Below are 20,711 nucleotides of genomic sequence, written 5' to 3' on the forward strand. Positions count from 1 at the left end.
ATATGCGGAATTTGCAGTAAAAAACGCGGGCGACTGCTCTGCGAAAAAGCAGCCCGGCAGCCCATTTGAGGCAGGAAACGTTAACGGATGTTAGCCCCGCCCACACGCACCCCGAGCGCGAACGGGTGACGCACAAGCCCGAACCCTTGCCGTTCACACCCATGCGGGTAGCTTGATGCCGCCTACCTTCCCGCACCACATTCACGGAGACACGTTCGATGTCCCGCCTCGCACTCGCCTCTCTCGCGCTCGTCGCGTTCGCGGCCCCCGCCGCACGCTGCGAAGACAACAAGCCGCCCGCGGGCTTCACGACCCTCTTCAACGGCAAGAACCTCGACGGGTGGCAGGGCAACGTCGACATGAACCAGCGCCGCACGCTGCCGAAGGAGAAGCAGGACGAACTCCTGAAGCAGCGCACGAGGTCGGCGCTGGAACACTGGACCATCAAGGACGGCGTGATTGCGTGTACCGGAAAGGGCGGCATCAGCCTCCAGACCGCGGCGGACTACGGCAACTTCGAGCTGATGGTGGACTGGAAGATCGAGAAGCGCGGCGATAGCGGCATCTACCTGCGCGGGCAACCGCAGGTTCAGATCTGGGACTCGGACAACCTCGACGCGAGCCTGAAGGCCGACGCGGGCCTGGGATCGGGCGGGTTGTGGAACAACAGCCCGGTCGATTCCAAGGGCCAGAAGCCGCTGAAGAAGGCCGACAAGCCGGTCGGCGAGTGGAACACGTTCCACATCACGATGATCGGCGAAGAGGTGACGGTGAAACTGAACGGCGAACTCGTGGTCGATAAGGTGAAGCTCCAGAACTTCTGGGAGAAGGGCAAACCACTTCCCGCGAAAGGTCCGATCGAGCTCCAGTTCCACGACCACCCACTCTGGTTCAAGAACATCTACATCAAGGAATTGAAGTAGTCCGCGTGCTCCCTCTCGCTGGATTCACATGGCGCTGGCCACGTCCCCCACAACCGTCGCGCTCGGCTCGCTAGTCGCCCTCGCCGGGCTGATCGCGGGATTGTGGTGGCGCGAGCAGCAAACTCGCACCGGTCCGATCGATCGACCGCTCATTGTGTTTGTTGCTCCCACCAGCCGGTTGCCGATCGAAGCGATCGCGGCCGATTACGAGCGCGAAACGGGTCAGCGGGTCGAACTGCGGTTCGGCCCGTCGGAAGACATCCTCACAAAGGTCCGGTTCCCCGCACCCGGTGAGCCAGCGGACTTGTTCCTCCCCGCCGACGACAGTTATGTCAGGCAGGCACGCGACCTCGGATTGGTCGCGGAGTCCGTGCCAATCGCGACCGTCCGTGCGGTCGTGCTTCTCGCAAAGAACAACCCCAAACAGCTCCAGGCGTGGCCGGATCTGCTGCGCAACGGCGTAAGAGTGGCCGTGCCCAACCCGGGCGCCGCGGTCGGCAAGCTCGCGCGCGAGCACCTCGTTTCCACTCGCAAGTGGCTGGCGCTGGAACCGCGCGTCGTTGACACCGGAACCGTCACCGAGGCCGCGAACGCCTCCAAAGTGGGCAGCGCGGACGCGGCGATCGTGTGGGACGTGGTCGCAAGCGCCCCTGCGTACCGGGAGCAGGCGGTTCTCGTACTCCCGGAATTGAAGGGAGTAACGGGAAAGGTCGAACTGGCGCTGCTGAACCAGTCGAGCGATCCGCCCGCGGCACGGAAGCTCGCCCGCTACATCACCGACCCGAACCACGGACTGACACGGTTCCGCGAGGCCGGGTTCAACGTGGACGACAAAGCGGGTGGCATCATGTCCGCACTGCACGAAGCCGTTGCGTCCCACGGGGGAACCGGCCCATGAGTACGCAGGCGCTCCCACGAAGTCCTCGGTCCGATCTCCCGTTCTATGTGGCTTTCGGGTTGCTCGGTGCGCTGTACGTGGGGCTCATCGTCGCCATGCTCGTCGCCGACTTCGCGTACACATCGGTCGGCGCGGTCGGTCGGGCGCTCGAATCGCCGCAAATCCGCGCCGCGGTGTGGCTCAGTTTGCTCAGCAGCTCGGCCGCCGCGATCCTGTCCGTGTGGGTCGCGGTGCCGCTCGGGTACCTGCTCTCGCGCACGCGGTTCGTGGGGCGCGGGGTGGTCGATCTGTTGCTCGACGTGCCGATTCTACTTCCGCCGCTCGTAGTGGGGTTGAGCTTGCTCATCCTGTTTCAGACGCCCCCCGGCGCCTGGTTCCAGCGCACCGTCATGCCGGTGACCTACGCCGTCGCGGGGGTCGTACTGGCGCAGTTCGCGGTATCGGGTGCGTTTGCGGTGCGAACCATGCGCGTGACGTTCGACCAGATCGATCCGCGAGCCGAAGACATTGCGCTGACACTGGGGTGCAGTCGCGCGCAGGCGTTCTGGCGCGTGATGCTCCCCGCGGCCCGGCGCGGCGCGCTAACGGCATTCACGCTCGCATGGGCGCGGGCGCTCGGCGAGTTCGGACCGATTCTCATTTTCTGCGGCGCGACGCGGATGCGGACAGAGGTGCTTTCGACGAGCGTGTTTCTGGAACTGAGCGTCGGGAACCTAGAAGCCGCGCTTGCGGTCTCGCTGCTGATGATCGTGGTGGCCGTGCTGGTACTCGTGACGACCCGCGCGTTCGGGCTTCGTGGAACCGGGTTGATTTGAGGCGAGCGACCCACCCGCCGACCATTACGGTGAATTTGAACGAGAGAGTAGGAAGCGCCAAATGTGTTTGGCGCGAGCATCAGAAATTGGAAAACACCGCTCCCTCGCGGTCGCGGCTCGTAAAACCATCAACTCGCCATCTATCAGAATCACACAACATTCTTATTGCCTGACCCGCGTAATCTGCGTTATCCGCGGCTCTTTTTCTGCTTCAAATACACGGAGCCACGGCCCGCTCTTGCAGCCGCGATAAAAAGCCGACCGATTAGCCTTCGACGACTTCGATCACGACGCAGGACACGTTGTCGCGCGAGTTCTGGTCGAGCGCGAGCTGACCGAGCCCTTCCGCGCACTGCTGCATGTCGGTGGCGGAGGAAACGAATTCCGCGAGATCATCGTCGGTAACGACCCCGGTGAGACCGTCGGTGCAGAGCAGGAACCGGTCGTTAGCTTGAAGCTGCACGACCGCCACTTCCGGTCCTTCGCCCACTTCTTTGCTGCCGAGGTACTTCCAGAGCACGTTGCGGAACCGGTGGTCCTTCGCTTCGGCCGGGCTGATCGTTTTGGCTTCCACGAGGGCTTGCGCGAGGGAGTGGTCGACCGTGAGTTGTGAGATGCGTTTGTTGCGGATCAGGTAGCACCGGCTGTCCCCGACCCCCGCGACGAACATCTCCCCGCCCTTCCGCCACACCGCCATCACCACCGTCGTGCCCATGTTCTTCATGTCTTTGTCGAGGGCACCCATCGCCATGATTTCTTCGTTGGCCTGGACGATGGCCCGGCGCATCGTGGTCTTCACCCCCTCAACGTTCAAGTGCGGGGTGAGGTTTTTGCGCAGCTCGCGCGGGATGATGTCCACGGCCTTGCGGCTCGCGATCTCGCCCGCGGCCTGCCCGCCCATACCGTCGGCCACGATATTGACCGTCAGATCCGGGAAAATCTTGACGTCGATGGAGTCTTCGTTGTTCTCACGGTAGTTGCCCAGCAAGCTGCACTTACCGATGTTCAGTGTGAAAGCCATCAGACGCCTCCCAGACAAGTGCCGGTCGGACCCTTCCGCCGCCCCGCACGCGCCCGTTGGGATCGGAAAACCGCCCCAAATCCCGCAACGGACTGCCTTCAACTTACAACGCTACCACACGCCGTGCAACGCGGGAGAGGCGATTCGGCGTTTTCCGCCAAAACGCACAACCCGCGCCCGCATCACCGGTTCCGTCCAACGGAACGAGCCCGCAACACGGTTTCGGCCCCGCGAACCGGGCGCGCCAGCCCGCCTTTCGCCGGTCCGCACCTCACGCTACACTCTACGGCCCTTGAATCTTTCAAACGGCCGCCCGGACGGGCAAGGACATCGAGGCCGCGCATGGACGCCCCGCAACGCGAACGAGTGGTTTTGGTACACGACTGGCTCACCGGCACGCGGGGCGGCGAAAAGTGCCTCGAACCGCTGTGCCGCCGGTGGCCCGACGCGAAACTGTTCACCCTGCTCCACAAGCGCGGGAGCGTGCCGCCCGCGATCGAGGGCACCCGGGTTCACCCCAGTTTTCTCAACGCGCTGCCGCGTGTCGAGAAATACTACCGCTACCTCCTACCGGTAATGCCGTTCGCCGCGGGGTGGAGCGTTACCGACGCGGACCTCGTCGTCAGCCTGAGCCACGCGGTGGCGAAGTCGGCCCGGCCGCCGAAGGGCGTCCCGCACGTCTGTTACTGTTTCACCCCGATGCGGTACGCCTGGCACATGCAGGAGGCGTATTTCCGAGAAACCGGCTTTGTGGGCAAACTGAAGGCGCGGGCCATCGATACACTCCTCGGGCGCATTCGCGAATGGGATCGCCGCACCGCGAGCCGGGTGACGCATTTCGTTGCGATCAGCAACACGGTACGCGACCGCATCCGCGACTGTTACGACCGCGACGCGGCGGTGATTTACCCGCCCGTGGACACGGACTTCTACACGCCGTCGGGCGAACCGCGCGAGGACTTTTACCTCGTGGTGTCCGCGCTCGCGCCCTACAAGCGGTTCGATCTCGCGATCGACGCTTGTGCGCGTCTCGGCAAGAAGCTCATTGTGATCGGCAGTGGGCAACACGCGACCAAATTGAAGGCGAGCGCGGGGCCGAACGTGAGTTTCCTGGGCTGGCAGCCCGACGAGGTGATCCGCGATCACCTGCGCCGCGCGAAGGCGCTGCTGTTCCCCGGCGAAGAGGATTTCGGCATCGTTCCGCTCGAAGCGCAAGCGTGCGGGTGCCCGGTCATCGGGTTTGGTCGAGGTGGATTGGCAGAAACAGTGCGACCGCTGGGGGAAGCGAGCGAGCCGACGGGCGCGTTTTTTGCGGAGCAAACGGTCGACGCGGTGTGCGAAGCGATCGAGCGCTTTGAGCGTGCCCTCGACCGCTTCGATCCGCGTGCGGCCCGGCGCCAGGCCGTTCTGTTTCGCAAAGACCGGTTCGAGCAAGAATTGTTTTCGTTCCTGGAAGCAATTCTGCAAGGCTCGCCCACAGAAGTGCGCAAGGCGGCATAATCAACACTAGACCGCGGCCCGGCGCGACGGAATAATGGGGGTTATCACCATGAGGGTCACAATGAGTAGCGCGCCCACTCCCGCCGCAGTCCCCGCCCCCTCCAGTGAACGCCGCGTCGCCCCGCGCCGGCAGCCCGCGATGGGAACCGTGTGCCGCCTCGATTCCCCCGACGGCGGACCGTCGGCCCTGGCGCTCATCTGGAACATCTCGCAGTCGGGCATCAGCATGTTGCTGAACGCCCCGCAACCGGCCGGAACTCTACTCGCCGGGTACCTGGAATCGATGGTCAGCGACGCGATGCTGCGGGTCTCGATGAAGATCGTTCACGTCAAGCCGCTCGACACGGGCGACTTCTTCATCGGCGCGCACTTCGAGCACCCGCTCACCCCCAACGATATGAAGCCGTTCGTGGCCGAAGAGTGAACGTGTTTTGCGGACCGCCTCACGCAGCAAGTGCGGCGGCACGCGCCCCGGCCACGTCACCGGGCAAGCTCCCGAGATTCAGTGCAGGTTCGTGAATCGGCGTGATGGCTCCGAAGGTCGCATTCAGAGCATCGGCCACGCGGGCTACACGTTCCGTTGCTCCGGCCGCGTTCTTGGGCGTCAGTGTCAGAATCACTTGACCAGGCGCGACCTTCATTTCGGTGAACGTCAACCCGCGGCCACCAATCTTGACCTCATAGTCACTCAATCCCGTAATTAACGGCCCCGCGTCTTGGGCCATGCGCCCCACATCGGCCAGCGCGTTCGGGTCCGCGAGGTCCAGAGTTACGCGAAGGACCGGCAGCCTGGCCCATTCAGTAATGAAGGTACTCGCTGGCAGTTCTGGGTGCGCGAGCGCCTCTTGAACCTGTGCCGCGTACTGCTCGTGAACCACGTGTTTCTTGGCAATGCGCTGTTCGTGTGCCTCGCTCTCAAGGCGCGACTGATGAACGGCGCGGAGGGCGATCACGATAATCACCGCGCCCGCGAGGAGCTGCGGGATCAGAAGTTCGTAGAAGTTCATGCGCCCAACCTCTTATTCAATTCGTCCACCTTCTTCGTCAACTTCTCGATCTCCTTCCGGAGTTCGTCCTTCAGTCGAGCGATCTCCGCGTCCTTGGCCTCAACCAGTTTCCGTTGGAACTCTTTCTGAGCCTCCACGGAGGTCGCGTGGTTCGCTTCTTCGCGCTGGAGCCGACCCACATGGGCCGCTTTCAGCTCTCCGTAAGCATACCAGGCGACGAACCCGATCACGATCACGATCGGGTACTGGATGAGAATTTGCACCAACCAGTCGGGCATCACGGCACCTTGAGCGCGGGTAGCACGGTTGTCCGCTTTCTACAATACCCGCACTTCCCTCCCCTCTCCATCGCAGGAACGGCTTACCGATGCCCGAATACCGCACAGAAACCGACAGCATGGGTCCGATCCGCGTCCCCGCGGACCGGTACTACGGCGCCCAGACCGCCCGGTCGCTCACGCACTTCGCGATCGGCGCGGACACGATGCCCCGCGCCGTCATCCGCGCGTTCGGTACGCTCAAGAAGGCCGCGGCGCTCACCAACAAGGCGCTCGGGCTGATGCCCGCGGCCACGTGCGATCTCGTGTGCAAGGCCGCGGACGAGGTCATCGCCGGGCACCTGGACGACCACTTCCCGCTCCGTGTGTGGCAGACCGGGAGCGGCACGCAGACCAACATGAACGTGAACGAGGTCATCTCGAACCGCGCGATCCAGATCGCCGGCGGTACGATGGGCTCGAAGAAGCCGGTTCACCCGAACGACGACGTGAACATGTCACAGTCGTCCAACGACACGTTCCCGACCGCGATGCACATCGCCGCCGCAGAAGAGATCGTTCACCAACTGGTTCCCAGCGTCGCCGCGCTGCGCGACACGTTCGCCGCGAAAGCCAAAGAGTTCGCGGACATCGTGAAGATCGGACGCACGCACCTGATGGACGCGGTGCCACTCACGCTCGGCCAGGAGTTCGGCGGCTACGTCGCGCAGCTCGATTACGGCATCACCGCGCTCAAAGCGACGCTGCCGATGCTGTACGAACTCGCGCTCGGCGGCACGGCCGTGGGCACAGGCCTGAACGCCCACCCGGAGTTCGCGGTCAAGGTGGCGAAGCAGATCGCGGACCTCACCGGCCAGCCGTTCGTCACCGCGCCGAACAAGTTCCAGGCGCTCGCGGGGCACGAGCCGCTGGCGTTCGCGAGCGGGGCGCTCAAGGCGCTCGCCACGGGCCTCATGAAGATCGCCAACGACGTGCGCTGGCTCGCGAGCGGCCCCCGGTGCGGGCTGGGCGAACTCACGATCCCCGAGAACGAGCCCGGCTCGTCGATCATGCCCGGCAAGGTGAACCCGACGCAGTCCGAAGCGATGACGATGGTGTGCGTGCAGGTGATCGCGAACGACGTCGCGGTGGGCCTCGCGGCGTCGCAGGGCAACTTCGAGCTGAACGTGTTCAAGCCGGTGCTGATCCACAATTTCCTGCACTCTGTCCGGCTGCTCACCGATGCGTGCCGCAGTTTCCGCGAGCACTGCGCGGCCGACATGCCCGAGACCGATTACGAGGCGCTCGAGTACGGCGTCGGCAAGGACAGCGGCATGGTGGAAGTGGACCAATCGAAGCTCAAGCCGAAGAGCGGCGGGAAGACGCGCAAGGGCATCGACGCGAACCGCAAACAGATCGCGGCGTACCTCAACAACTCGCTGATGCTGGTCACCGCGCTGAACCGGCACATCGGCTACGACGCCGCCGCGAAGATCGCGAAGACCGCGCACCACAAAGGTACCACGCTCCGCGAAGAGGCGATCAACCTCGCGCCGCCGCTCAAGGACGGGAGCGGTACCCTCACCGCGGAGAAGTTCGACCAGATCGTGCGCCCCGAGAAGATGACCGGGCCGGGCGCGGATTAAGCAAACGATCGGCGCAGTTCGGCGCCCCAATCGCCCAAAAATACCGCCCGGAGGTGCGGGGACACCACCGGGCGGCCGGGAGATCGGACCCACACGGAGTTCGATCTTAGTATTAACGTAAGCCTATCATTCCTCCGCCGCAATGGGCGGAGTCACATTTTTCGACCGTGTAACTCGCTCCGCGTCTAACGCGGTAAGAAATTTCGCACGCCACACAACTATTTGTTAAGACGCCTCGTCTTGACTAAACCGGACCACTCGCGTCGCCTTTCACCATTTCCTTGGAGCGATCTCGCATGCGTCGGTACCTGATGACGGCGGTCATCGCCGCTCTCGTATTCGCGGTTTCAACGAGTTCGGCCTTCGCCCTTCGGATCGCAGCCCCGCCGCCGCCCGCACAAATGGCGGTCACGGCCCCGGTCGTCGTGACCGGCAAAATCACCGCCATCGAAAAGGACACCGTTGATGCCGCGTCGCCCTACGCGGGCGCGAACGACAAGGTCGCGTACAAGGTTGCGGTGGTGAAGATCGACAGCGCGCTCGTGGGCGCGAACAACATCACGCACGTCAAAATCGGCTTCATCCCGCCCGCCAAGGCCGAGCCGAACGCCCCGCAACCCGGGCGCCTCCGCCCCGCGGTAGTGCGCCCCGGGTTCCAGGCGCCGGAACTGAAGGAAGGCCAGCAGATGGTGTTCTTCCTCACGAAGCACCCGACCGCCGAGTTCTACGTCATGCCCGGCCTGTACCACCCGGTGGACATCACCACCGACGCCGGCAAGAAGTCGCTCGAAGAAGTGAAGAAGGCCACGGCCGTGCTCGCCGATCCGATGAAGGGGCTCAAGAGCGATAAGGCCGACGTGCGGACCGAAACCGCCATGATTATGGTGACCAAGTACCGCGCCTACCCGCTCACCGGCGGCGAGGTCAACGAGGTCGCGATCCCGGCCGACGAGAGCAAGCTCATCCTCAAGGGGCTCGCCGAAGGCAAGTGGACGAGCATGCCGCGCCCCGGAGCCGTGTTCACCCCGAACTCGCTCAACGCCTTCTACCAGCTCGGGCTCACCGACAAGGACGGCTGGAAAGATCTGGAGTTCCCTCAACCGCAACCGGGCCAACCGCCGGTCGATTTCGGCGCCATCACGAAGGAAGCGTTCGTCAAGTGGCTCGACGGCCCGGGCAAGGGCTACCAGATCAAGAAGGTCGTGCCGAAGGAAAAGTAACGATCGGATGAAGACAACCAGGGGTCGAGAAGCGGGCACCCGATTGGTTCCGTTTCCCGGCCTCGCTCCTTGAACTCGATTACTACCGCCACTCACTACCACGGTGCCACCATGCCCCGCGCCGCGCTCGTCGCGTTCGCAGTGTTCGCACTCGTTGCTCCCGCTCGTGCCGATCGGGTCGCCCCGATCGCGTCCCCGGTCCAGCGCGCGCTCCGCTCGCCGGTCGTGGTCGTCGGCAAGGTGACGTCGATCGAAAAGGAAACGGTCGACGCGCCGCTGTACCCCGGAAGCACGAACAAGGTCGCGCACAAGATTGCGGTCGTGAAGGTCGAAACCGGTCTCGCGGGCGCGGAGAACCTCACGCACATCAAGATCGGGTTCGTTACCCCCGCCGCCGGGTTGCGGCGCGGGCCGGACAACCCGGAACTCAAAGAGGGCCACGAGTGGCTGTTCTTCGTCACAAAGCACTCGGATAACGGGTTCTACTCGATCCCGTACCTGACGCCGCCGGTCGAATCGAAGGCCGGTGACTACAAGGCCCAGGTCGAGAGCGTGAAGAAGGCACTCGCGGCCATCGCGGACCCGGCCAAGGCGATGAAGGCAGAAAAGGCCGAGGACCGCTACAACGCGGCAGTCGCGATCGTCTACAATCTCCGGTCGGTGCCCGAAGGCACGCGCGGCGAAATCGAACAAGTCCCGCTTACCGCCGAGGAGAGTCGCCCGCTGCTCAAGGCCCTCACCGAGGGACCGTGGAAGTCCATGATCGCGTCGCAAGCGTTCAACGGATTCAGCGTGTTCTCCATGCTCGGACTGGAAGAAGCCGACGGCTGGAAGCAACCCGAGCCGCGAGCCGGCCAGGAGTTCGTCGAGCAAACCCGTGAGGCGTTCGCCAAGTGGCTCGACGGCGCGGGCAAGGACTACCGGATCAAGAAGATCGTACCCAAGAAGTGATTCGTGCGAGTTTACGGACAGACGACTTGTCTTTGGTTTGGTGGCACAGGCCTCTGTGAGGCCGGGCGCCCCTTGGTAGTGGCTCCCCGGCCTCACAGAGGCCGGCTACAAAAAACCATTCACCTGCACAGCTAGGTGTTACTCGAAAGGTTCCCATGACTCGCAAGTTGCTCGTTGCGGCGGTGGCCGCGCTCGTGTTGGTCGCGCCGGTCGAGGCCAAGCGCATCGCCCGGAACTTCACAGCAACCGAGAAGCTCGTTCGTGCCGACGCGGTCGTAATCGGTAAGGTGTCCGCGATCGAGAAAGAACTCGTCAGCGCGACACCGGTGCCGGGCGCCCCCGATAAGCTGTCGTACAAGATCGGCGTCATCAAGATCGAAACTGGCCTCGCCGGGGCCGCGAACGTGACGCACATCAAGGTCGGGTTCCTGCCGCCCCCGCCAGCAGCGCCGGCCGCGGCTGGCGCCCCGCCGGGCCGCCCCATTCGCGGAGGGCTGCTGCCGATCAATCTCACCGAGGGACAAGAGGGGCTGTTCTACCTCACCAAGCACCACTCGGGCGACTTCTACACCATCAGCCCGATGATGCCCCCCACCGACGCCAAGGCCGAGGATTACAAAGTGCAAGTGGAGCAGGTCAAGAAGGGGCTCGCGGTCCTCGCCGACCCGGTGAAGGCGCTCAAGAGCGAGAAAGCCGACGACCGGGCCTTCGCCGCGCACGTGCTCGTCAACAAGTACCGCGCGTACCCGGAGGGTGGGGGCGAGGTCGAAGATGCGAAGGTTCCCACGGAAGAGAGCCAACTCGTTCTGAAGGTCATCGCCGCGGGCAACTGGAAGCCCGACCCGAACGCGAAAGACGCGATCAACTTCTACCAGGCGTTCGGCATGCTCGGGCTGAATGACGACCAGGACGGCTGGAAGTACCCAATGGTGAAGCCCGGCGAGGACTTCACCGACAAGACCAAAGAAGCGTTCGTCAAGTGGCTCGACGGCCCCGGCAAGAGCTACCAAATTAACAAGTTCGTGAAGAAGAAGTAGCGCACCGGCGCCAAGTTTGAGGTCGAAATCGGAACCCGCTGTGGTCGACCACAGCGGGTTCTGTGTTTTTTATCCCCGCACGCGCTACTTGCGGCACACGAGGTACTTGCGAACGGCACGCGCACCGACCAGAATTCATCCGGGGGAACTAAACCGGCCGCCCGCCCGTCCGAACCGGTAGCCCTCGTGGGTGTTGGTACTCGCATCTGGTGAACGGGGAACGGTTATGTTGTTTCGCGGACGATCCTTAAACCCGTGGCTCTGGGCCGTTGCGCTCGCGGGACTGTGCGCGGCGCCGGGCGCGGCCCAACCGCCCTCCCCGCTCGAACTGGTGCGCGGGCTGCGCGAGAGCGGGCAAAGCGATCTCGCGATGGAGTACCTCAAGGAACTCGATGGGAAGCCGCTCTCCGATACCGACAAGGCCGCGCTCCTGCTGGAGCGCGCGAAGTGCCTGCTCGAAATATCCGAGTACGAGCCGGACGAGGGCACGCGCCTGGGCATGATCGCGGAGGCGAAAGAGGGGCTGAACGCCTTCGTGCAGAACTACCCGAACCACCCGCGTGCGGTCGAGGGGCTGCTCTCCGTCGCCAAGCTCACGTCGCTCGACGCGAAAGAGGTTCTGAGCCGGGCGCGGAGAATGGACATCCCCCCGCCGGGTGACGACGCGGAGGAGCGCCAGGCCCGCGAACAGGCCCAGCACAAGCAGGCGAAAGAGGCCGAGAAGGCGCGCCCGCTGTTCCAGCTCGCGGCCGGCCGGTTCGCGAGCGCGTCGGCCAAGTTGCGGGCCCGCCTGGACGACCCGGCACTCGCCCCCGGTGCCCGAAAGGCGCTGGAAACCGAGGCGTTCGAGGCGGAACTGGCCAGCGGCATCAACCAGTTCAGCATCGCCGAAACGTTCGTGCCCGAGGAGATCCTGGACGCCACCCAAAAGGAGCAGCGGAACAAGTTCCTCGAACAGGCGCGGAACAGTTTCGCCAAACTGGACAAGGGCCAGCCGACGAACCGGACCGTCTGGGTCGCCCGCGCCTGGGTCGCGGAAGTCACCTACGAACAGGGCGATCTCGCGGCCGCGACCGGCAAGGTCGCGGAGATCCTCCGCGCGACCGGGCCCGAGGCCGAAGACGGCCAGCGGCTCGCCCGGTTCTTCCAGCTCCGCCGCAACGCGCGGGTCGCGCTCGGCGAGCGCGTACAGGCGAAGATCACCGCCAGCGAGAACGAGATGCGCCGGTGGCTGACCCAGTACGGCGCCGCGCGCAAGCCCACGCCCGAGGTGTTCGCGGTCCGCTACTACCTGGCGCGCTCGCTCCACTTCCAGGCCGACGTCGCGACCCCGGCGCCCAAACCGCCGGCGGTCCTCGCGATCGGCGCCACGGCCCGCAAGCAGTTGGAAGAGGCCGAGCGGCTCTACCGCGCGCTGGCCCAGACCGACAACGAGTACACCGCCCGCGCCGCGCGCTACCGCACGGCCGTCGTGCGCAAGCTGCTCGGCACCGCGGACCAGAACCCGCTCAGCTACGAGTCGTTCGAGAAGGCGCAGATGGCCTCGCTCATCCAGATGAGCAACCTGGTTTCGGCGGAAGCTAAGGAGGCGAAACTCGGCGCCGGCGCCCAAGCGGACCCGAAGAAGGTCGAAGAGGCCCGGGCCGAAACCCGGGCCGCGCGCCAGCGCGTCATCGCGCTGCTCGAGCGCGCACGCGAGTTGGTCACCCCACAGGACAGCCCCGCCGACGTCGCCGACGTGTACCTGCGGCTGATCTACTTCTACCAGCGGAACGAGCAGTTCTACCAGGCCGCGGTGCTCGGCGACTTCGTGGCCCGCACGGTCAAGACCACCGGCGGGAAGGCGGCCACCGCGGGGCTCCTCGGGCTCAACGGGTACGTCTCCGCGAGCCGGGCCATCAAGACCGAGGAGCGCGACGCGCTCGCCGCCGCGCGCCAGTCGGACCGCGACCGGGCCGTCGCACTGGCCCGGTTCCTCGACGAAAAGTACCCCAACGACGCCGCGACCGATTCCGCGCGCCACCAGCTCGCCGGGCTCCTGACCGACGAGAAAAAGTACGCGGAGGCGTTCGACGTTCTGGTGAAGGTGCGCCCGAGCTACGCGCAACTCACCAACGCGCGGTTACTCGAGGGGTTCGTCGCCTCGCAGCTCGTCGCGCCGCTCGATTCGCCCCTGCCCAAGGAGGACAAAGCGCGCCTGTACCGCCGGGCCACCGGCGACCTGGCGAAAGTCCCCGCGCCCGCGTCCGTCGCCGCGCCCGACGAGGTGCGCGGCTACCTGTCGGCCCGGTGCCGGCTCGCGTCGATGATGCTCGCCCAGGAGCGCGCCGACCCGGAAGCGGAGCGCGCGAGCCCCGGGTTCAACCAGGCGTTCGACCTCGCGGGGAAGATCCTCGCCGAGGTGCCCACGTTCGATTGCCTGGTCACCAACGAGAAGAAACTCAACACGGACGGCCAGGAACTGAACCTCCTGGCGCTCGACACCTACACGCGCGCCCTGTACCTCCGCGCCCGGGCACTGACGGCCGACAACAAGTTCGACGCCGCGCTGGCACTGATTCAGCCCGTACTCAGCCAAGTACAGACCGCCGGGCCGCTGTTCACCGAGGAAATGAAGTCGTGGGCCGCGGGCGCCAGCAGCCCGGAACCGGAAGCCCGGTCGAAGGCCCGGATCGCCCAGCTCGCGGCGAACATCGACAAGAACCGCGTGGACGTGATCCTGGCCGCGTTCCGCGTGCAGGTGCGCCGGGGGAAGGCCCCCGAAGCCGCCGCACTGCTCGACCTCATGGTGCGGGCCGGCGGGTCGGTGGACGAGAGCCTCCCGCTCCTCGAACCGGTCGGGCGCGAGCTCGCGGCCCTGATGGTCGCCCGGCAGAAAGAGGGAAAGACCGACGAAGCCAAGAACCTCGCCGCGGGCCTCGGCGTGCTGCTCGACAAGATCCGCACCGCGAAGGCGCTCCCCGTGCCGTCGCTCCTGTTCATCGGGCAGACGCTCCAGACCATCGGCAAGAACGCCGAGGCGCTCGAGACCCTCAAGAAGGTGCCCGCCCCGACTTACGCCGACTGGGACAAGAAGAAGCCCGAAGAGTTCCCGGAAGCGGACCGCGGAAAGGTGCTCAACCAGGTCCGCGACCATGCGTTCGCGCAACACTCCATTGTGAAAGCACAAATCGAACTGAAACAGTTCGCGGAGGCCGAGGCGCTGCTCAAGGGGGTGATCGGCACCCCCGACAAGCCCGGGTGGGGCGCGGGGCGGCTCTACTTCCGCAAGGCGCTGGCCGAACTGCACGAGGCCAAGGGCGCGGCCGAAGCCGACCCGAAGAGGGCGAACGCCGAATGGGGGCTGGCCGTGCGCGAGTGGGCGACCCAGGTCGGGATGCAGCGCAACCGGCTGGCCAACCCGCCCAAGGACGCGACGAACGAGCAAATGGCACAGTTCCGCAACGCCTTCGCGGACTCGTTCTTCGAGGTCCAGCGCTGCACGGTGACCGCGAACCAGCAGATCCTCAAGGATCTACCGGCCAAGCTCCAGAAGACCTACGACGACGTGGGCAAGCGGTTCGCGGACATTGAAAAGCAGTTCCCCGTGACCGAGTGGCAGCCGGAGGTCCAGAACCGGTACTTCGAGTTCCTCAACGCCAACCCGCCGCTCCTGACCGCGTACAAGGCCACGGGCGGGAAACTGTTCTTGGAGAAGTTGCCCCCGCGCCAGTAACTCGCGGGCGGTACGCACACGGGCGCCGTCGGCGGTTCCGGGTTTTCGGCCCGGTCCGCCAGCGGCGCCCGTCTCTTTCCGTCACAGCAGCGTTTCGCACGGCCCTTCATCTCGCAGTCCGGTTCCGTTTTTCCATAGCCGGTGTCTGACAACGAATTTCAATCCTTGGAGATCGAAGGCACGATCCGCGGCTCATTTTTACCTTCCCCTCACCCCGCACGCTGCATTCGCACCACTTTTTAGTCTCGTTTCAGCGGGCTCCTTACGGGCAGGTTCGGAACGCGACTCGCCCCGAAACATCGCCCCCGACGCGACGAAGGGGCCGCTCCGCACATCTCGGTTGTAACGTGGCTCCACTCATCGCAATTTCATGTCCCCGGCTAAACCATTTGCGGGTTTAATGAGTGCCGTTTTGCTCAGAACACGAGGTTTCGATGCGCCGATTCCGACCGCTACTCGCGTTACTCGTCTTGGTTCCGCTCGCTGCCACCAGTAGTCAGGCCGAAGACTGGCCGCAATTCCGCGGGCCGACGGGAACCGGGGTCATAACCGATGCCAAACCGCCAGCGGAGTGGTCGGCTGAGAAGAACGTGCGTTGGAAGGTCGCCGTGGCGGGCGTCGCGTGGTCGTGCCCGATCGTGATCGGCGACAAGGTGTTCGTCACCACCGCGTTCTCGGAGGGGCAGCCGAAGCCGAAGTCCGGGGGCGGGTTCGGCGGCGGAAAAGGTGGTGGTGGCGGAGGGGGTGGAGGCGGCGGCGCTGGGGCACCAAAGGCCACGTACCAGTTCAAGCTCGTGTGCCTCGAACGCGCTACCGGGAAGACCGTGTGGGAGAAGGTCGTCAAAGAGGCGCGGCCGACGATCCCCACGCACGGGAGCAACACCTACGCGACCGAAACGCCGGTCAGCGACGGCGAGCGCGTGTTCGCGTACTTCGGCATGACGGGCCTGTTCTGCTACGATCTCAGCGGCAAAGAACTGTGGAAGAAGGATCTCGGTACCCACGCGATGCAAGCCGGATGGGGCACCGCGAGTTCCCCGGTGCTGGCGGCCGACAAGCTCATCATCCAGTGCGACAACGAAGAGAAGTCCTTCCTGGCCGCGTTCGACACGAAGACGGGGAAAGAAGTGTGGAAGGTGGAGCGGCGCGAGAAATCCGGGTGGGCGACTCCTTTTGTTTGGAAAACCAAGGACCGCACCGACATCGTCGTCGCGGGCGCGCAAGCGATTCGCGGGTACAGCCCGGCCGACGGCAAGGTGGTGTGGACGCTCGACGTGGGCGGCGGGCAAAGTTCGGCGTCCCCCACGGGTGACGCGGAGCGCCTGTACGTCGGCGTGGGACAGGGTGGCGGCGGCGGTCCGGGTGGCCCGAAGGGTGGAGGCGGCGGTGGCCGAGCCGCCGGGACGCTGTTCGCAGTGAAAGCCGGTGCGAAGGGTGACATCACGCCGAAGGCCGGCGAAACGTCGAGCGAGGGCGTCGCTTGGACCGCGTCGCGCGCGTGGCCGGCCGCTTCGTCCCCACTCGTGTACGACGGGTTCGTGTACACGCTCGATCGCAACGGCGGCACCATCAGTTGCTTCGACGCGAAGACCGGGAAGGCGGCGTACACGAAAGAACGCATCCCGTCCGCTGGGGCGTTCTGGGCGTCCCCGTGGGCGGCCGACGGGCACATCTTCTGTCTGGACGAAACCGGTGCGACCCACGTTCTGAAGGCGGGCAGTGAGTTCGATTTGGTGCGGGTGAACAAGCTCGGTCGAGACACCTACTGGGCGAGCCCCGCGGCCGCGAGCGGGGCGCTGTTTATTCGCAGCGTCGACGCACTGTATTGCATCTCGGCAAAGTAACAGCTCTAGCGGGTTTGTCGCAACAAACTGGGCGCGACCTTCAGGGCTGTTGAGTTCTCGCAGTTGCGTCGTTCCACCTGCTCGTGGACACGCGCGGTTCGCCAAGAGGCTCAGGCGAACCGCGCGTGTCCACGAGCAGGTGGGCGCCAGTACCTGTCACTTCCACACATTAAATGGTCCTAACGCGACCTTCACGGCGCCCTTAACTGTCATCGACGGCGTGCTTTTTGTGGCCAACTTGCTTTGGCTTTGATCCGCGTGATCTGCGTTTATCCGCGGTTCATTTCTTATCTTCAGCCCGCACGCTGCATTTGAGCCACTTTTAGCATTTCGGCGGCTTCCTTGCGAGTGGTTTCGGAGCGCGACTCGCCCCGAAGCATCATCGCGAGTTCCTCGACGCGGGACTCGTCCGACGTCAGTTGCGTGATGGTCGTGGCGGTGCGTTTCGTCGTGGATTCCTTGCGGATCGTCCACTGGTACGTGGCGTAACTCGCGACCTGCGGTAAGTGCGTCACGCAGAGCACCTGGTGCGACTGGCCGAGCGTCGAGAGCTTCTGGCCGAGTACGTCGCCGAGGCGCCCGCCGACGTTCGCGTCGATTTCATCGAACACGACCAGCGTGCGAACCGGGTCGTGTGCGGCGAGGACGGTCTTCAGCGCGAGCATGGTGCGCGACAATTCGCCGCCGCTAGCGACCTTGCGTAGCGGGCGGGCGGGTTCGCCGGGGTTGGCGGTGAGGATCAGTTCGAGTTGGTCGATGCCCGAAATGGGCACGTCGCCCGCCATCGGGTCGTCCGGGAGCGCGATCAGTTCAATCGATGCATCGAGTTTTGCTTTCGGCATCCCGAGGTCGGCGAGGTGCTTTTGAGAATCGGCGGCGAGCTTTTTCGCCACTTTCGCGCGACCTCGACTCAGCACGTTCGCGACTTCTTTCATCTCCGTGTAGGCGACACGCAGACGCGCATCGATACCGGAGAGGTCGTCTTCCTGCTTCTGGAGTTCAGTTTCCTTCGCGTCGAGCGTGTCGCGGTAGACGATCAGTTCGTCCGGCGTTTTGCCGTACCGGGCCTGGAGCTTCTTCAGGAGCGCGATGCGCTTTTCGACCTCTTCGAGCCGGTCCGGGTCGGACTCGAAGCGCTCGGCGAGGTCGCGGCATGTATCGGCGAGGTCTTCCACTTCGGGGCGCAGGGCGTCGAGGCGCTGACTCACTTCCGCGAGCTTCGGGTCGAACGACGACCACTTGAGTGACTCTTTGAGGAGCCGGCCGATGACTTCGGCCACCGCTCCGTCGTCGTCGGAGAGGCGCGCGGCGACGCCGCTGGTGAACTTCGCGAGACTCTGGGCGTGAATGAGCCGCTCGCGCTCTTTGACGAGTGAGGGGAGTTCGTTCGGGGTGAGCTTCGCGTTGTCCAAATCTTCGCGCTCGAAGCGGACGAGGGTGAGTTCCCGTTGTCGGGCTTGTTTGGCGTCCGAAAGATCCTTGAGCTGCCCGCGCAACTCGCGCACGCGATCGGCTTTTTCGACGTACTTTTTGCGGACGTCAACGAGCTTGCCGAACGCATCGAGTAGTTCGAGCTGGTACGCGGGCTGGAGGAGCGAGTAGCTCTCGCGCTGTCCGTGAACGTCCACGAGCATTTCGCCGATGCGCCGGAGCGTGGACACCGCAACGGGCACGTCGTTCACGAGGGCCGAACTGCGGCCGGACCGGGACAGCCGGCGCGTCAGGATGAGGTCGTCTTCCTCGAACTCTGTTTGCAGCAGTTCCGCGGCGGCCGCGCGCTGTTCGGCGCGTGACAGCTCGAACCGGCCGGTCACACGAAGCTCGTCCGCGCCGGCGCGAATGAGTTCCGCGCTGCCGCGCTCACCTAAAAGTAGACCGAGGGCACCGAGGAGCAGCGATTTCCCGGCGCCGGTTTCACCGGTCCAGGCGCAGAACCCCGAGTGCAGTTCGACCCGCACGTCTTCGATCAGAGCGAGATTTTGGACAGACAATTCGCGGAGCATACCGCAATAGTACGCTCGCCCCGCGGTCGGGTGAAGGTGAGTCACACAAGTACAGTTTTCTGCGGGAACCGCGCACGCAGTCGGCGCCCCCACCGGTGGCTGCCGGGCGCCCCGTAAACGTCTAAAGTCTGCAAATTCGGTAAATTGGGCGCGGACAACAGGCCCGCGATCCCATTTTCGGTGAGTCGGTTCCCGCGCGCGATCAGTGCGCGGAGTTTGGTGAGGGTGAGAGATTCGGTTAGGGAGGTTGCGCCGGCGTCCGTCAGGCCGCATATGGACAGGTCGAGTTCCTCGCACGTGTGCAGAACCCGAGAAGTCTTGATGAACGTCGCGGCCAAATCGCCGTCGGTCGGCGCGAGTTGCAATTCGCGGACACGCAGCAGAAACGGCGACACAAAAAGTGCCGTGAGATCGGCACGACTGAGAGGCGCGACTGCGACGATTCGCGTAATCGGCGCGACGTCGAGTAGTTCGTTCCCTTTGAGCGTGAACGTGGCGGGATCGATGTGGAACGTGCTCATAAAGCCGCGCGGGAAGTCGTCGCTCCCCAGGGGCCGAGTTCGGGCCGCACTCGCGGCCCATTTTGGCAGTTCGTTCAACCATGAATCTGCGAACCGGGCCGCGAGGCGGGCAGTTTCTTCGATTCGGTCCGCGTTCGCGAACCAGCTCCGACCGGGATTGCGGGCCAGGTCGATTTGTACCCGGATGAACCGCGCGCGGGCGGAATTCGCTTCGCCCCCGAGTTCATCGAGGTAGTCCGCGAAGACGAGGCGCGGGGTGTCCTCGTCCGGTACGGCCGCAATGGTGCGTAAGAGGGCCTCGCTATCGTTCATGAATGTGAATCATACCCGATCCGATGCCGCGACTACCAACGAGGCGCACGCACGCCGGGATTTTCGGCGGCATCGAACCGTGCGAGCGGCGACAGCGTTGAGGCGCTCGCGAGCATGTAGACGCCGAACCCGGTCAGTCGGTTCCGGCAGACCCGCAGGACCGAGAGCCGGGCGAGGGCCGGGGACCGCGCCAGATCGAGCGCTCCGTGGTCCGAGAGCCAGCACCCGGAGAGGTCGAGTTCGCGGACCGCGCCGAGGTCCGAGCATTTCGCGAGTCGGCGGGCGATGCGGTCGCCGCACCAGCCGCCTGATAGTCGGACCGAGTGAAGTTTGTGGAGGTACGGGCTGGTGAAGAGGGCGGTCATTTTCCCGTCGCTGTACTCGCCGTGCAAGTGGAGTGAGGTGATCGGGGCCGCGGCGAATAGTGCGGGAGCGGTCGCGAGAAACATTTTGGGCGAGAGGCGCACGCCGTCCAGGAACCCGCGGCGGAACGCACCCGCGCCGAGTCGCTGACTCCACACGGTGCGCGCCACTTGGGGCGGGAACTCGGTCAGCCAGGATCGCATCCACCGTACCGCGAGCGAATCGATTTCGTCCGCGAGGTCGAAGTTGTGTTGGGGGTACGTTGCGGTGTCGGGGCTGGTGTTCGCGAGTTCGATCTGGAGCCGGATGAATCGCGCACGCGCGATCGCTGCGGGCCGGGCGGTTTCTTCCAGCCAGTCCGCGAACACGAGCCGCGCGAGGTCGTCATCGGGGCCACGAGAACGGCGGCCAGTAGTGCGTCGCGCTCGGACATGATCGTCCCCCGTTGGCACGGGAAAAGACCCCGGCCACGGGAACAGGTTCGCGCGCTTCTTGGGAGGCACAGATTCACACCCGGGGTTGAAACCCCGGGCTATTCCCGGTGACCCCTTCGGGGTCCGAAAACAACGAATGGTTTGTGCCTCAACGAGCGCCAATGCCTTTGTGACCCCAAATGGGGTCACCGGGAATAGCCCGGGGTTTCAACCCCGGGCCGCGTGTGCTCGTTAGGATGTAACG

The 20,711-nt window shown here is 64.8% G+C and carries 17 protein-coding genes; 11 read left to right on the forward strand and 6 right to left on the reverse strand.

The genetic code is table 11. The features are described 5' to 3' along the window. Positions 1-218: 218 nt before the first annotated feature. The 3 genes from VT84_RS25260 to VT84_RS25270 are packed head-to-tail and all read left to right on the forward strand — an operon-like array spanning position 219 to position 2,636. Entirely contained in the window at positions 219-923 is a 705-nt protein-coding gene (locus VT84_RS25260; RefSeq protein WP_082841443.1) for a DUF1080 domain-containing protein, read from the forward strand. 28 nt (positions 924-951) lie between these two features. Then, entirely contained in the window at positions 952-1,821 is an 870-nt protein-coding gene (gene modA, locus VT84_RS25265) for a molybdate ABC transporter substrate-binding protein (protein WP_082841444.1), read from the forward strand. Beyond that, the gene (locus VT84_RS25270; RefSeq protein ID WP_082841445.1) at positions 1,818-2,636 is read left to right on the forward strand and encodes an ABC transporter permease; all 819 of its coding nucleotides are present in this window, start codon (positions 1,818-1,820) and stop codon (positions 2,634-2,636) included. Before modA ends, VT84_RS25270 begins: the two co-directional genes overlap by 4 nt. Positions 2,637-2,901: 265 nt before the next feature. Here VT84_RS25270 and VT84_RS25275 read toward each other — a convergent pair whose 3' ends face one another. Continuing rightward, positions 2,902-3,657 (reverse strand): PP2C family protein-serine/threonine phosphatase, encoded by a 756-nt coding sequence (locus tag VT84_RS25275; RefSeq protein WP_052560249.1) that lies wholly within the window; start codon positions 3,655-3,657, stop codon positions 2,902-2,904. A 342-nt stretch (positions 3,658-3,999) separates the two neighbouring features. On the opposite strand from VT84_RS25275, the gene VT84_RS25280 reads away from it, so the two are divergent. After that, positions 4,000-5,157 carry a glycosyltransferase gene (locus VT84_RS25280; protein WP_082841446.1) on the forward strand — a complete coding sequence of 386 codons (1,158 nt, stop codon included), beginning with the start codon at positions 4,000-4,002 and terminating at the stop codon, positions 5,155-5,157. A gap of 61 nt (positions 5,158-5,218) precedes the next feature. Next, a complete protein-coding gene (locus tag VT84_RS25285; RefSeq protein WP_162271848.1) occupies positions 5,219-5,581 on the forward strand; it encodes a PilZ domain-containing protein in 363 nt (120 codons plus the stop codon). A 19-nt stretch (positions 5,582-5,600) separates the two neighbouring features. Here VT84_RS25285 and VT84_RS25290 read toward each other — a convergent pair whose 3' ends face one another. Both VT84_RS25290 and VT84_RS25295 read right to left on the reverse strand, forming a co-directional pair. Further along, on the reverse strand, positions 5,601-6,164 hold the full coding sequence (locus VT84_RS25290; protein WP_052560246.1) for a hypothetical protein: 564 nt from the start codon (positions 6,162-6,164) through the stop codon (positions 5,601-5,603). Next, positions 6,161-6,442: a hypothetical protein gene (locus tag VT84_RS25295; protein ID WP_052560245.1), complete on the reverse strand. Its 282-nt coding sequence runs from the start codon at positions 6,440-6,442 to the stop codon at positions 6,161-6,163. The genes VT84_RS25290 and VT84_RS25295 overlap by 4 nt, the downstream gene beginning before the upstream one ends. 89 nt (positions 6,443-6,531) lie before the next feature. On the opposite strand from VT84_RS25295, the gene fumC reads away from it, so the two are divergent. From fumC to VT84_RS25325, 6 genes are all read left to right on the forward strand, one after another. After that, positions 6,532-8,067 carry a class II fumarate hydratase gene (gene fumC, locus VT84_RS25300; RefSeq protein WP_082841448.1) on the forward strand — a complete coding sequence of 512 codons (1,536 nt, stop codon included), beginning with the start codon at positions 6,532-6,534 and terminating at the stop codon, positions 8,065-8,067. A gap of 296 nt (positions 8,068-8,363) precedes the next feature. Further along, positions 8,364-9,287: a hypothetical protein gene (locus VT84_RS25305; protein ID WP_082841449.1), complete on the forward strand. Its 924-nt coding sequence runs from the start codon at positions 8,364-8,366 to the stop codon at positions 9,285-9,287. 111 nt (positions 9,288-9,398) lie between these two features. Next, a complete protein-coding gene (locus tag VT84_RS25310; protein ID WP_082841450.1) occupies positions 9,399-10,238 on the forward strand; it encodes a hypothetical protein in 840 nt (279 codons plus the stop codon). Between the two features lie 155 nt (positions 10,239-10,393). Next, positions 10,394-11,275 carry a hypothetical protein gene (locus tag VT84_RS25315; protein WP_052560241.1) on the forward strand — a complete coding sequence of 294 codons (882 nt, stop codon included), beginning with the start codon at positions 10,394-10,396 and terminating at the stop codon, positions 11,273-11,275. Between the two features lie 226 nt (positions 11,276-11,501). Continuing rightward, a complete protein-coding gene (locus VT84_RS25320; protein WP_082841451.1) occupies positions 11,502-14,990 on the forward strand; it encodes a hypothetical protein in 3,489 nt (1,162 codons plus the stop codon). Positions 14,991-15,424: 434 nt separating this feature from the next. Then, on the forward strand, positions 15,425-16,834 hold the full coding sequence (locus VT84_RS25325) for a PQQ-binding-like beta-propeller repeat protein (protein WP_082841452.1): 1,410 nt from the start codon (positions 15,425-15,427) through the stop codon (positions 16,832-16,834). A gap of 293 nt (positions 16,835-17,127) precedes the next feature. On the opposite strand, the gene recN is transcribed toward VT84_RS25325, so the two are convergent. Genes recN through VT84_RS25340 form a run of 3 tightly spaced genes read right to left on the reverse strand, consistent with a single transcriptional unit; the run spans position 17,128 to position 20,536 of the window. Continuing rightward, positions 17,128-18,837 (reverse strand): DNA repair protein RecN, encoded by a 1,710-nt coding sequence (recN, locus tag VT84_RS25330; RefSeq protein WP_082841453.1) that lies wholly within the window; start codon positions 18,835-18,837, stop codon positions 17,128-17,130. Between the two features lie 41 nt (positions 18,838-18,878). After that, the gene (locus VT84_RS25335) at positions 18,879-19,670 is read right to left on the reverse strand and encodes a TIGR02996 domain-containing protein (RefSeq protein ID WP_082841454.1); all 792 of its coding nucleotides are present in this window, start codon (positions 19,668-19,670) and stop codon (positions 18,879-18,881) included. 32 nt (positions 19,671-19,702) lie between these two features. After that, a complete protein-coding gene (locus VT84_RS25340) occupies positions 19,703-20,536 on the reverse strand; it encodes a TIGR02996 domain-containing protein (RefSeq protein ID WP_204249644.1) in 834 nt (277 codons plus the stop codon). Positions 20,537-20,711: the final 175 nt, after the last annotated feature.

This window comes from Gemmata sp. SH-PL17, assembly GCF_001610855.1.
GTDB lineage: Bacteria > Planctomycetota > Planctomycetia > Gemmatales > Gemmataceae > Gemmata > Gemmata massiliana.

Bases quoted from the DNA above. Each gene is read 5' to 3' on its own strand.
- VT84_RS25335 (WP_082841454.1), bottom strand. From the start codon at position 19,670: ATGAACGATAGCGAGGCCCTCTTACGCACCATTGCGGCCGTACCGGAC.
- VT84_RS25275 (WP_052560249.1), bottom strand. From the start codon at position 3,657: ATGGCTTTCACACTGAACATCGGTAAGTGCAGCTTGCTGGGCAACTAC.
- VT84_RS25305 (WP_082841449.1), top strand. From the start codon at position 8,364: ATGCGTCGGTACCTGATGACGGCGGTCATCGCCGCTCTCGTATTCGCG.
- VT84_RS25310 (WP_082841450.1), top strand. From the start codon at position 9,399: ATGCCCCGCGCCGCGCTCGTCGCGTTCGCAGTGTTCGCACTCGTTGCT.
- VT84_RS25270 (WP_082841445.1), top strand. From the start codon at position 1,818: ATGAGTACGCAGGCGCTCCCACGAAGTCCTCGGTCCGATCTCCCGTTC.
- VT84_RS25280 (WP_082841446.1), top strand. From the start codon at position 4,000: ATGGACGCCCCGCAACGCGAACGAGTGGTTTTGGTACACGACTGGCTC.
- recN (WP_082841453.1), bottom strand. From the start codon at position 18,837: ATGCTCCGCGAATTGTCTGTCCAAAATCTCGCTCTGATCGAAGACGTG.
- fumC (WP_082841448.1), top strand. From the start codon at position 6,532: ATGCCCGAATACCGCACAGAAACCGACAGCATGGGTCCGATCCGCGTC.
- VT84_RS25315 (WP_052560241.1), top strand. From the start codon at position 10,394: ATGACTCGCAAGTTGCTCGTTGCGGCGGTGGCCGCGCTCGTGTTGGTC.
- VT84_RS25320 (WP_082841451.1), top strand. From the start codon at position 11,502: ATGTTGTTTCGCGGACGATCCTTAAACCCGTGGCTCTGGGCCGTTGCG.
- VT84_RS25295 (WP_052560245.1), bottom strand. From the start codon at position 6,442: ATGCCCGACTGGTTGGTGCAAATTCTCATCCAGTACCCGATCGTGATC.
- modA (WP_082841444.1), top strand. From the start codon at position 952: ATGGCGCTGGCCACGTCCCCCACAACCGTCGCGCTCGGCTCGCTAGTC.
- VT84_RS25290 (WP_052560246.1), bottom strand. From the start codon at position 6,164: ATGAACTTCTACGAACTTCTGATCCCGCAGCTCCTCGCGGGCGCGGTG.
- VT84_RS25285 (WP_162271848.1), top strand. From the start codon at position 5,219: ATGAGTAGCGCGCCCACTCCCGCCGCAGTCCCCGCCCCCTCCAGTGAA.
- VT84_RS25260 (WP_082841443.1), top strand. From the start codon at position 219: ATGTCCCGCCTCGCACTCGCCTCTCTCGCGCTCGTCGCGTTCGCGGCC.
- VT84_RS25325 (WP_082841452.1), top strand. From the start codon at position 15,425: ATGCGCCGATTCCGACCGCTACTCGCGTTACTCGTCTTGGTTCCGCTC.